The sequence below is a fragment of the Halorubrum sp. Hd13 genome (assembly GCF_002252755.1).
Taxonomy (GTDB): Archaea; Halobacteriota; Halobacteria; order Halobacteriales; family Haloferacaceae; genus Halorubrum.
The window spans coordinates 72,434-83,363 of record NZ_NHOY01000050.1 but is presented as its reverse complement, the minus strand read 5'-3'; the positions used below and the strand labels follow the sequence as shown (position 1 = coordinate 83,363).

Sequence of the window (10,930 nt, the reverse complement as noted above, 5' to 3'; positions counted from 1 at the left end):
CTCCTCGCGGAGGTCCTCAATCTCCTCTTCCAGTCCCATTGGCGTACAGTCGGCCGTTCGGCTCGTTAAAGTTGTTCCTTCGGCCCGCCTGGGGATCCGACCGCGAACCCGACGCCACCCCGGACCGTGCGAACCCGCCACGATCGTGTCGACGCTTCGACACGGTTATATCCGCGACGTGCGACGAGTCTCGCACGTCGAATGCCCGACCCGTCGAGCCTCCGTGACAGCACCCAGATCGTCCTCCCGTGTCACGCCCTCGAGGGCCTCAGAGAGCGGCTCCGGGAGCGGTTCACCGTGACCGTCGTCGAGGCCGACGGCTACTACCGGATCATCGGTAGCCCCGTCGAAATCAAGGCCGCGAGCGACTTCCTCGCCCGGAACGGCGTCGCGGTCGCGTAGCGCGTCTCCCCGCTGCGGGGCGTGCCCGTGGTCGACGCGAGACGATCGGACGGCCGTGGTCGAAACGAGACGATCGAACGGAAAACGAGGAGCGGAACCGTACTCAGCCGACGACGCCGACGAGGAGCTGGACCGCGATGAGGACGAGGAAGACGAGTCCGGCGGCGAACGAGCCCGCCGCGACGCCGTGTGCGTTGCCGAGCCCGCGCCCCCGGGCACTGAAATAGGCGCCCAGGAAGACGAACCCGGTCACCAGCAGTCCGACCGCGGCGTACGTGACGCCGAGGAGGCTCCCCGAGAGCCCCTCCGGGAGTCCGAAGTCGCCGACCGCCAGCAGGGCGAGTCCGCCCACGCCGACCGCGATGGCGACGAACGCGACGGCCCAGACGACCGGTTTCTGCGAGACGTCCCGGAGCGCCCCGACGACCGCGGCGTATCTGTCGGGCGACGCGTCGGTTCCGGGCGCCGTTCGCTGCGCGCCGACCTTCGCGACGGCGAGGAATGTGGCCGCGACGAGCAGCCCCATTAGTGCCGTGCTCAAGAGCGTGAGTGAGACCATGGTGGGTTTCGTTATTAGGCGGTCCGTTCGCGTGTACAAATAGCCTTCGTATACACGCCCGGGACGACGTGCCCGAACCGCTCGGTCAGGCGCGGATCGACCCGCCGTCACCCTGCGATGTCGACGTCGTCAGGGCGGCTCGGTCGGGCGCGCGAGCTGGCTCTTCCGGTCACGCTACACAAGAGCTAAGTGTGCCATCGCCAAGGGTGAAACAAGAGCAGACAGACGAACATGATAGATCCAATTATCCTGCAACAGGGGAGCGACTGGCGCGCGCAGGCGGAGGTCTTCGACGAGATCTTCTTCGTCTTCCTCGCGCTCGGTACGCTCGTCGGTACGATCGTCGTCGCGTACACGCTGTGGAACGTGTACAAGTACCGCGACGACGGGGGCGAACCGAAAGAGGGCTTCGACGCGCCGACGGTCGGCGAGCTCCCGACGGGACAGGGCGGTCCGAAGGCGAAGAAGCTCTTCCTCTCGTTCGGACTGAGCGCGATCGTCGTCATCAGTCTCGTCGTGTACGCGTACGGGATCCTCCTCTACGTCGAGGAGGGCCCCGACACCGGCGAGGAGGGCGACATCGAGATCCTCGTCGAGGGGTACCAGTTCGGCTGGGAGTACGAGTACCCGAACGGCCACACCACGACCGGCGAGATGATCGTGCCGGCCGACCAGCGGATCGACATCGAGGTCACCTCGCGCGACGTCTGGCACAACTTCGGCTCGTCGGAGTTACGGATAAAGTCCGACGCTATCCCCGGAGAGACCAACTCCAACTGGTTCTCCGTGAGTTCCGAGGAAGTCCAGGCGCAGGGCGGCGAAGCGACGTTCAGGGTCGAGTGCTTCGAGCTGTGCGGGTCCGGACACTCGGCGATGAAGGGCCAGATCACGGTCCTCCCGCAGGACGAGTGGGAGGAGTGGTACGAGGGCACCGAGGGTGACGACTCCGGGAGCGGCAACGAATCCGCCACCGGCAACGAATCCGCCACCGGCAACGAATCCGCCAGCATCGACGACGCCGTCAGCGTGAGCGGCGCCGTCGCCGGAGGTGTTCCCGTATGAGCGAGCTCCCGCCGACGACTTCGGTCAAGCGCTGGCTCGTGACGACGAACCACAAGGACATCGGCATCCTCTACACGATCACCGCGCTGTTCTTCCTGCTGTTCGGGGGCGTGCTGGCGCTCCTGATCCGCGTCCAGCTCTGGGACCCGGCGAACCAGGTGCTCTCCGGGCTCGCGTACAACGAGGCGGTCACGGCCCACGGGCTGATAATGGTGTTCTGGTTCCTCTCGCCGTTCGGCTTCGGCTTCGCGAACTACTTCGTTCCGCTCCAGATCGGCGCTGACGACCTCGCGTTCCCGCGCCTGAACGCGGTCTCGTACTGGATGTACCTGTTCTCCGGCGTGCTGCTGGGGATCAGCTTCTTCCAGGGCGGCACGCTGAGCGCCGGGTGGACGATGTACGCCCCGCTCAACATCCCGATGTACACGCCGAGCATCGGGTCGACGGGGGCGGTGCTCGCGCTCGCCATGTTCACCATCGGGATCACCGCATCCACGGTGAATTTCCTCACGTCGATCCACCACTCGCGCGCCGAGGGGATGGGTATCATGGACATGCCGATGTTCACCTGGGGGATCCTGGCGACCGTGTGGATGATGCTGTTCGCGTTCGCCGCGCTGCTCGCCGTCGGCCTCATCCTCGCGGCCGACCGCGTGCTCGGGTCGGTGTACTTCTCCGCGACCGAGGGCGGCTCCCTGCTCTGGGGGCACCTCTTCTGGTTCTTCGGTCACCCGGAGGTGTACATCGTCTTCTTCCCGGCGCTCGGGGTCATGTTGGAGCTGTTCCAGACCTTCTCCGGGCGTCGGCTCGTCGGCCGGAAGTGGGTGATCATCTCCATCTGTCTCATCTCCGTCCAGTCGTTCCTCGTGTGGATGCACCACATGTTCCTCACGACGATCAACCTAGAGATCAAGACGCTGATGATGGCGACCACCATCGGCATCTCGCTCCCATTCGACCTCGTCGTGTTCTCGCTGATCTACACGCTGATTAAGGGGCGGATCCAGTTCACGACGCCGTTCCTCTTCGCGTTCGGCGCGCTGCTACTCTTCATCCTGGGCGGCATAACCGGGGTGTTCCTCGGCGCCATCGTCCTCGACTACGAGTTCCGCGGCACCTACTGGGTGGTCGCGCACTTCCACTACGTCATGTTCGGGGGTGCGACGGCGCTGTTCGGCGGCGCGTACTACTGGTTCCCGAAGGTGACCGGGAAGATGTACGACGAGCTGCTGGGGAAGCTCCACTTCGTGATCTTCTTCGTCAGCTTCAACATGGTGTACTTCTCGATGTTCCTCGGTTGGGAGACCCCGCGCCGCGTCTTCGAGTACAACCCCGCGTTCCAGACGTTCCACCAGATCGGGACGATCGGGGCGTTCATCCTCGGGTTCTCCTTCTTCATCATGTTCTACAACTTCGCGAAGTCCTACGTCGCGGGCGAACCCGCCGGCGACAACCCGTGGGACTACTCGCGGACGGCCGAGTGGGCCGTTTCCTCGCCGCCGCCGCTCGAGAACTGGCCGAACCGCCCCTCGTACGCGTCCGGCAAGCTCGAGTTCGTGAAGGATTACGTGCCTGACGGCGGTCCGGCGGTGAAAGCCGACGGCGACGGTAACGCCGCGACCGACGGCGGCAACAGTCACTCCGATCACATCAAGGAGTACCCGTACTGGGACAAGCACCCGAGCCACGCGAGCATCTGGCCGTTCGCCCTCTCGCTGATGACCGGGTTCTTCCTGTTCGGACTCTCCGGGTTCGCCGACTCGGTCACGTTCATCGTCGGCGAGTCGATCGCGTCGACGAGCGTCGAAATCTCGAACGTGGTGTACCCGGTGTTCATCGTCGTCGGCCTCGTCGGGATGATCGCCAGCGGCGTGAAGTGGGGGTTAGAAGACTTCTACGCGCCGCCGAGCGAATTCGCCGAACGGTGGCCGTTCAACGGCGTCGAGAAGGTGAAGCTGGGGATGTGGTTCTTCCTCGCATCCGACGTGATCGTCTTCGGCGCGTTCCTCTCGGCGGCCATCTTCGTCCGGTACAACGCCGGGTGGATGACGTGGGAGCCGCTGACGGAGTCGCTCCCCGGCCTGATCAACACGTTCGTGCTGATCACGTCCTCGTTCACCGTGATCCTCGCGCTCGTCGCCGCTCACCGGAAGAGCCGACAGGGGATCCTGGCCTCGCTCGGCGCGACGATCCTGCTCGGGTTCACCTTCCTGGCGATCAAGCTGTGGGAGTGGGAACACGAGATCTTCGACCGCGGCGTGATGATCGCGTCGAACGCCCACGGCGACCCGATCCAGGCGTCGATCTACTACGTCACGACGGGGCTCCACGGGCTTCACGTCGTCATCGGCCTCCTGATCGCCTGCTACCTGTTCGTCCGGACCTACCAGGGACACTACCTGGAGGACGAGCGGCCGATCGAGTACTTCGGCCTCTACTGGCACTTCGTCGACATCGTCTGGGTGTTCATCTTCCCGCTGTTCTACCTCTTCTGAGGCGGCGTTCGCCGCCGCGTTCCGTTTCCGTCGCTCTCGCTTTTCTCGTTCGACCGCGCCCGATAGCCCGCGCCGTACGCCGCGCGGCTCTCACTCGGGGACCGGCTCGGCACACCACTGACAGAAGTCGAACGACGGGTCGGTCTCGCGGCCGCAGTGCGGACACGACATCGCGTCGGGCTCTCCGTCGCGGTCGGCCGTCGGCTGACCGGAGCTGTCGGGCGGTGCCGCGGCTTCCGTTCGCCCGGAGGAGGCTTCCGGCCGGGCCCGCTCCGCGGCCGCCGCGCGTCGCTCGCGTTCGTGATCGCGGTTGTTCCGAAGCGCGAGGACGTACGCGTCGATCACGCTGGCGGCGACGACGAGCAGTGCCGGCGCGACGTCGGCGACCGGCGGCGCGTCGCCGGCGATGAGTCCCTCCACCGCCGCGTCGGGCACGATAACGACGAGCGTCGCGGTCACCGCGACGTACCACCCGAGCGCGCGCCCCCACCGGCGGAGGTACGCGTGTCCGAGGCCGGAGACGACGAGCGCGAGCACGGCCGCGAGCCACGGTCGGCGTCGACTGCGGTCTGTCATGGGGCGACGTTCGCGCGCCGGGACCGTGTAACTGCCCCTCGCTCGGAGCGTTTATGTGGCCGAGACGCCGAGTCGTGATATGTTCGGACTCCCGGCCGGAGAGTTCCTGATCGGGATCGGGTTCGCGCTGTTCGGGGTCGGCACGTGGTTCCTCGGGCTCGGGATCGCGTACCTGCTCTACCGGCGCTGGCGCGGCGACGGGCCGCGCGCGAACCGCGACGACTGAACTCCGGTCGTCGCCTCCGCACGCCGGGTTCCGGTTCGGTCACGCTTTTGAACTCGCTGGACCGAGAGAGGATATGACCGACACGGCGCTCGTCATCGGCGGCACGCGGTTCATCGGGCGGCACACCGTCTCCGATCTGCTCGCGAACGGCTACGAGGTGGCGATGCTGAACCGCGGGAACCACGAGAACCCGTTCTCGGACGACGACCGCGTCACGCACGTCGAGGGCGATCGGACGAACGAGCGCGACCTCCGGACGGCGAAGCTCTCCGCGGAGCCCGAAATCGTGATCGACTGCGTCGCCTACCACCCCGGCGACGTGGAGACCGCGGTCGACGTGTTCGCCGACGTCGACGGCTACGTGTACGTCTCGTCGGGCTCGAGCTACGCCGCCGAGGAGATCCCGAAGCGAGAGGGGGAGACGCCGCTGCACCCGTGCTCCCCCGAACAGGCGGCCGACGAGAGCATGGAGACGTACGGCAACCGGAAGGCCGAAGGCGATCGGATCGTGTTCGACGCCGCCGAGGCGGGAGTCAACGCGACCGCGGTCCGCCCTTGTATCGTCTACGGCCCGTACGACTACACGGAGCGGCTCGACTACTGGATCGACCGCGTCCTCTCGCACGACCGCGTGGTCGTCCCGGGCGACGGCCAGAACCTCTGGCACCGCGCGTACGTCGAAGACGTCGCGAGCGCGCTCCGGATCGCCGCCGAGCGCGGCGAGCCGGGCTCGGCCTACAACGTCGGCGACCGGCGAGCGCTCACCCTCGAAGAGACGCTGGAGGCGATCGCCGAGGCCGCCGGGACCGACTGCGAGGTCGTACCCGCGAGCGGGGACGCGCTCGCGGCCGGCGGGCTCGAACCGGACGACTTCACGCTCTACAGGGAGTACCCGCACCTGCTCGACACGTGCGCGCTCGCCGGTCTCGGCTGGGAGTCGACGCCCGTCGACGAGGCGATGGCGCGGACCGTCGCCGAACACCGGGAGACCGACCGAGACGGAAGCGAGTGGGACCCCGGTCGCGAGGCTGAAGAGCGCGTGTTAGGCGTGAAAGAGACGCTGTAGGTCGGCCGGCTCGTCGCGTACCGATCGGTCGATCGCCGCGCGCGGCTCAGTAGGCGGCGTCCCAGCGCGACGGCTTCCGCCGGTTCCCGCAGTCGCCGCACTCCATGCGGTCCATCGTGTCGATGGCGACGTCCGTTCCCTCGCAGTTCCCGCAGAAGTAGCCGTAGCGCCGCTCCCGCTCGGGGTCGGAGTACGCGACGTAGAAGGGGCCCTCGGAGCCGCGCTCGCTCTCGTCGAAGGCGACGTAAACGGTGTCGCCGGTGCCCGTCTCCACGACGCCCTCGGAGATGCCGGTCAGGCGACTGACCTGTTTGCGGTACTCGCGCTCGTCGAACGTCTCCTCGCCGATCTCCACCCGGCGCTCCCCGACGAGCTCGTACCCCTCGGCCTCGTAGAACGCGGTGCCGGCCTCGTTGGCGACGAGCACGCGCGCCTCGATGCGGTCGACGTCCGCCTCCTGGAGCTCCGCCTCGACGCGTTCGAGGAGCGCGGAGCCGAAGCCGGAGCCGCGGTGGTCGGGGTGGACGTGGAGCCAGTCGATCTCCCCGACCCGCTCGCGGCGGCCGACGACGTAGCTCTCGGCGAACCCGACCACGTCCTCGTCAACGACGGCGACGGGACACACGGTCCCCTCGTCGCCGATGTCCGCGACGAGGTCGTCGGGGTCGTACCACTCGTCGACCGCCTCGGCGAGCAGCGCCTCGTCGACCGCGTGCCCGTAGGAGGCGAGCAGTGATTCGCGGGCGACTTCCCGGATCGCGTCGACGTCGGCTGCGGTGGCGTCGCGGAGTTCCATACTGTACCGTTCGCATACGACTACAAAAAACACGGCCGAACGTGTCAGAACTGCCGGGTCGGTACGGTCGTGACTCGGAGCGGAGAGAACGAGCGCGGCGGCTCGACGGGACGGAGCGGAGCAGAAGCGAGCGTGCCGGGGACCGAAGAGACGGCGGGGTTAAGAGATGGAGTAGGTCGCCGCGGCCATCAGCAGCATCGTGAGCGCGAGCGCGAGCGCCATCACGTAGCTGAGCGAGCGGTTCTCCCACCGGAGGTGCTGGAAGTAGGCGACGATGAGGAGCGTCTTGACGGTCGCGATCACCAGCGTCCCGCCGAGCGCCTGGGCGTACGTGAAGTTGAGGAACTCGGCCTCGAAGAGAACGAAGTTCAGCGTCGCCGCGACCAGGAGCGCGACGTAGATCGCTGTGTACAGTTTGAGCGAGTCGTCCGACATTGCTTGAATGAGCCTTCGGCCGCGTGCTTAAAGAATTAACCATCCGACCGGGCGGCGGCGCGTTCGAGGCCCGCACGACCCCGAAACGCCTTTGGCCTCGACGCGCCGACCTCACGGCGATCACTCCCCGAGGCATCACCGTGGACCCGCTCGAACCGACGGACGACCTGCTCGAATCGCTGTACGTGGTCAACAAGGTCGCGAAACAGTTCGCCGACGAGGCGACGGCCGCCTACGACCGCGGCGACGTCACCGAGAGCAACGTCCGTTCCGCCCGGAAAGACGCTCTCTACCGGACGAAGACGGCTGTCCTTTCACGTATCGTCGCCCACGAGGACGCGCACGTCACCGGCGAGTACCACGCGATCAACGGCGACGTCTGGCTGTTCCTCGCGGTCGGCGACTGGCGCTTCCACCAGCCGCCGCGCGCCATCGGCGGCGACCTCGCCGACGGGGTCGACCTCGCGAACGCGCCCGACGAGCCGATCGACGCCCCCTACGAGCGCGACTCCGCGGTCGAGCGCTCGGACCGGTCTCTCGAAGACGCCCTCACCGGACTGGCGGAGGCCGGCGTCAACGCGAACGACCACCTCGCTCGCCCGACCGTGACGAGCGAGCACGACCGCATCGTCGACGTGCGCTGGTCGTTCCTCCCGTGAGTCCGACGCCGATGCCGGCGATTCGACCTGACCGGTGCTTCCGCTACGGGTGTCGTCGCCGTCGCGCCTCGGAAAAATCGAACGCCTACTGAGGAGCGCGCAGTGCGGCGTTAGCTCTCGACGACTTCGATGCCGCCGAGCATCCCGACCCCCTCGTGGGGCGTACACTTGTACAGCTGGATGCCGGTGTTGTCGAACGACTGCTCGAAGGTCGTCCCCTCCTCGCTGACCGCGCTCCCGCTGTCGAAGTCGGACTCGGACCCCTCTACGGAGGCGACGTTGTGGGCGCCGCCCTCGCCGGTCCACTCCCAGACGACGGTCGTGCTGGAGGTGATCCGGATCGCCGCCGGGTCGAACGCCAGCCCCTCGCCGGCGCCGACGGAGACGGTGACCTGGTCCTGTCCGGTGTAGTCCGCGATGGTGCCGTCGTACATCCGGGCGTCCGCGAGGTAGTCGTCGATCTCGCTCGGGACGTCGTCGCGCGCCTCCCCGGAGCCGCCCGAGTCGCCGCCGTCGGAGCCGTCTCCGCCGTCGGAGCCGTCAGAGCCGTCCCCTCCACCGCCGGAACAGCCGGCGATCGTTCCGAGGGCGAGCGCGGCTCCGGTTCCGGCGACGTACCGCCGTCTACTCAGCTTATCAGACATCAGTTTAGATACGCCGTCGAGCCTTACAAACCTCTTGATACACACCGGATCGCCGGAACGGCCGCAGGGGTTAAGTAGCCCCTCTGCCGGTCGGCCGGGACCGCGCCGTCGGCGGATTTATTCCCCGCCGGCGCCCTGAACGGGACGTATGCGGGAAGACGAGCTGGCGACCGCCGTGGTCGACCACTACGCGGCCGCCCACGACGACCCCGAGGTCCGGCTGGAGGAGCCGTACGACGCCGAGGGGCGACGCGGCGTGGTCGACGCGTACGTCCGGCTGCGGACGCCCGAGCGCGTCGACCACGTGATCGAACTCAAGGGCGACGCCGCCGTGCGCCGAGCGACCGGCGCGAACGAGGTCCTGCGGCAGTACCGGCGCATGGAGCGGTACTTCCACGCCGACGAACGGCACGCGATCCGACCGAAGCTGGGCCGCACCGAGCCGGGCGCGCGCTATCTCCTCTGTTTCGCGCCCACGCCGACCTGCGTTCACCACGTCGCCACGCACCGGTCGCTGTACGGGTCGGTCGACGTCGCGGCCCGCGTCGACGACGTCCCGGCGGTCCGCACGGTCGCGTTCCTCACCGGACTCGACGGCGATCCCGCCGACCTCGGGATGGTGTCGGTCAACGGCGACGTCCCGTTCGGCTCCGCGGCGTTCCTCGACGCCGTGCCGCGGGACTCGCGGCTCGCGGAGAGCCTCCGGGGCGTCGACGACGACCTCGTCGAGTCCCCGTGACCCCCGCGCGGTGGTGACGGCGGAGGAACGCCGACCGCGGCGCGTGCGACCGAAAGGCGCTTTTCGCCGCGCCGCGACCCTCGACCATGATCACGGTCGCGTTGGCGGGGAAGCCGAACGCCGGGAAGTCCACGTTCTACACGGCCGCGACGATGGCCGACGTCGACGTCGCGAACTACCCGTTCACGACGATCGACGCGAACCGCGGGGTCACGCACGTCCGGACCGAGTGCCCGTGTCTCGACCGCGAGGAGCGGTGCGGCAACGAGAACTGCCGCGACGGGAAGCGGTACGTCCCCGTCGAGCTCCTCGACGTGGCCGGGCTCGTCCCCGGCGCCCACGAGGGGAAGGGGCTCGGAAATCAGTTCCTCGACGAGCTGACGAACGCGGACGTCGTGCTCAACGTCGTCGACGCCTCGGGGGCGACGAACGCGGAGGGAGAGCCGGTCGAGGTCGGCTCGCACGATCCGCTCGACGACGTGGACTTCGTCGAGGAGGAGATGGACCTGTGGCTCGCGGGCATCGTCGACCGCAACTGGGAGGGCGTCGAGCGCAAGTCGCGCTCGCCCGACTTCGACCTGGAAGCGTCGATCACGGACCTGTTGACCGGGTTCGGCGCGACCGAACACGACGTGACGGCGGTCCTCCGCGGGCTGGAGTACCCGGACGACCCGAAGGCGTGGACCGGCGAGGACCGCGAGGCGCTCGCGCGGGCGACCCGCCGGCGGACCAAGCCGATCGTCGTCGTCGCGAATAAGATCGACGCCGCGCCCGAAGGCGCGCTCGACCGGATCCGCGAGGGAACGGACAAGCCCGTCGTTCCGGCGACGGCGGACGGCGAGCTCGGCCTCCGACGCGCGGCCGAGGCGGGCGTCGTCGACTACGACCCGGGCGACGAGGAGTTCGAGATCCTCGACGAGCTCTCAGACGGGCAGCGGGAGGGACTCGACGCGATCCGCGGCGTGATGGACGAACACGGCGGCACCGGGGTCCAGACCGCGCTGAACGCCGCCGTCTACGACCTGCTCGATCGCATCACCGTCTACCCGGTGCAGGACGCCTCGAAGTGGACGGACGGGACGGGGAACGTCCTCCCCGACGCGTTCCTCCTCCCGTCGGGGGCGACGCCGCCGGACTTGGCGTACGCGGTCCACACCGATATCGGTGAGGGGTACCTCCACGCGGTCGACGCGCGCTCCTCGCGGCGGATCGGCGAGAGCCACGAGCTGAGCGAGGGCGACGTGATACGGATCGTCAGCACGAACTGAGAC

At 68.0% G+C, this 10,930-nt stretch carries 13 protein-coding genes; 8 read left to right on the top strand and 5 right to left on the bottom strand.

Annotated elements, in window-relative coordinates:
• The first annotated feature begins 201 nt into the window (after window positions 1-201).
• Window positions 202-402 carry a hypothetical protein gene (locus tag DJ81_RS06855; RefSeq protein ID WP_094527748.1) on the top strand — a complete coding sequence of 67 codons (201 nt, stop codon included), beginning with the start codon at window positions 202-204 and terminating at the stop codon, window positions 400-402.
• Between the two features lie 103 nt (window positions 403-505).
• Here the strand turns inward: DJ81_RS06855 and DJ81_RS06850 are convergent, their stop codons facing one another.
• On the bottom strand, window positions 506-961 hold the full coding sequence (locus tag DJ81_RS06850) for a hypothetical protein (RefSeq protein ID WP_094524050.1): 456 nt from the start codon (window positions 959-961) through the stop codon (window positions 506-508).
• 231 nt (window positions 962-1,192) lie between these two features.
• Between DJ81_RS06850 and coxB the strand changes: the two genes are divergently transcribed.
• Window positions 1,193-2,023, top strand: a complete 831-nt coding sequence (coxB, locus tag DJ81_RS06845; protein ID WP_094589087.1) for a cytochrome c oxidase subunit II — start codon at window positions 1,193-1,195, stop codon at window positions 2,021-2,023.
• On the top strand, window positions 2,020-4,518 hold the full coding sequence (locus tag DJ81_RS06840) for a cbb3-type cytochrome c oxidase subunit I (RefSeq protein WP_094527747.1): 2,499 nt from the start codon (window positions 2,020-2,022) through the stop codon (window positions 4,516-4,518). The genes coxB and DJ81_RS06840 overlap by 4 nt, the downstream gene beginning before the upstream one ends.
• 90 nt (window positions 4,519-4,608) lie before the next feature.
• Here the strand turns inward: DJ81_RS06840 and DJ81_RS06835 are convergent, their stop codons facing one another.
• Entirely contained in the window at window positions 4,609-5,094 is a 486-nt protein-coding gene (locus DJ81_RS06835) for a zinc ribbon domain-containing protein (RefSeq protein ID WP_094527746.1), read from the bottom strand.
• Window positions 5,095-5,173: 79 nt separating this feature from the next.
• On the opposite strand from DJ81_RS06835, the gene DJ81_RS19140 reads away from it, so the two are divergent.
• Window positions 5,174-5,320 (top strand): hypothetical protein, encoded by a 147-nt coding sequence (locus DJ81_RS19140; RefSeq protein WP_170938263.1) that lies wholly within the window; start codon window positions 5,174-5,176, stop codon window positions 5,318-5,320.
• Window positions 5,321-5,393: 73 nt separating this feature from the next.
• A complete protein-coding gene (locus DJ81_RS06830; RefSeq protein WP_094524054.1) occupies window positions 5,394-6,386 on the top strand; it encodes an NAD-dependent epimerase/dehydratase family protein in 993 nt (330 codons plus the stop codon).
• A gap of 46 nt (window positions 6,387-6,432) precedes the next feature.
• Here the strand turns inward: DJ81_RS06830 and DJ81_RS06825 are convergent, their stop codons facing one another.
• Together DJ81_RS06825 and DJ81_RS06820 are read right to left on the bottom strand one after the other, a co-directional pair.
• Window positions 6,433-7,182 carry a GNAT family N-acetyltransferase gene (locus DJ81_RS06825; RefSeq protein ID WP_094557298.1) on the bottom strand — a complete coding sequence of 250 codons (750 nt, stop codon included), beginning with the start codon at window positions 7,180-7,182 and terminating at the stop codon, window positions 6,433-6,435.
• Between the two features lie 159 nt (window positions 7,183-7,341).
• Complete coding sequence (locus DJ81_RS06820) at window positions 7,342-7,617, bottom strand: cytochrome C oxidase subunit IV family protein (RefSeq protein WP_094524056.1); 276 nt, start codon at window positions 7,615-7,617, stop codon at window positions 7,342-7,344.
• Between the two features lie 140 nt (window positions 7,618-7,757).
• On the opposite strand from DJ81_RS06820, the gene DJ81_RS06815 reads away from it, so the two are divergent.
• Complete coding sequence (locus DJ81_RS06815; protein WP_094589085.1) at window positions 7,758-8,276, top strand: hypothetical protein; 519 nt, start codon at window positions 7,758-7,760, stop codon at window positions 8,274-8,276.
• A 110-nt stretch (window positions 8,277-8,386) separates the two neighbouring features.
• Here DJ81_RS06815 and DJ81_RS06810 read toward each other — a convergent pair whose 3' ends face one another.
• A complete protein-coding gene (locus DJ81_RS06810; RefSeq protein ID WP_094589083.1) occupies window positions 8,387-8,920 on the bottom strand; it encodes a halocyanin domain-containing protein in 534 nt (177 codons plus the stop codon).
• A gap of 148 nt (window positions 8,921-9,068) precedes the next feature.
• Here DJ81_RS06810 and DJ81_RS06805 point away from each other — a divergent pair, with 148 nt between their 5' ends.
• Window positions 9,069-9,659, top strand: coding sequence for a hypothetical protein (locus DJ81_RS06805; RefSeq protein WP_094527742.1), 591 nt, complete (start codon window positions 9,069-9,071; stop codon window positions 9,657-9,659).
• An 86-nt stretch (window positions 9,660-9,745) separates the two neighbouring features.
• Window positions 9,746-10,927 carry a redox-regulated ATPase YchF gene (locus tag DJ81_RS06800; RefSeq protein ID WP_094589081.1) on the top strand — a complete coding sequence of 394 codons (1,182 nt, stop codon included), beginning with the start codon at window positions 9,746-9,748 and terminating at the stop codon, window positions 10,925-10,927.
• Window positions 10,928-10,930: the final 3 nt, after the last annotated feature.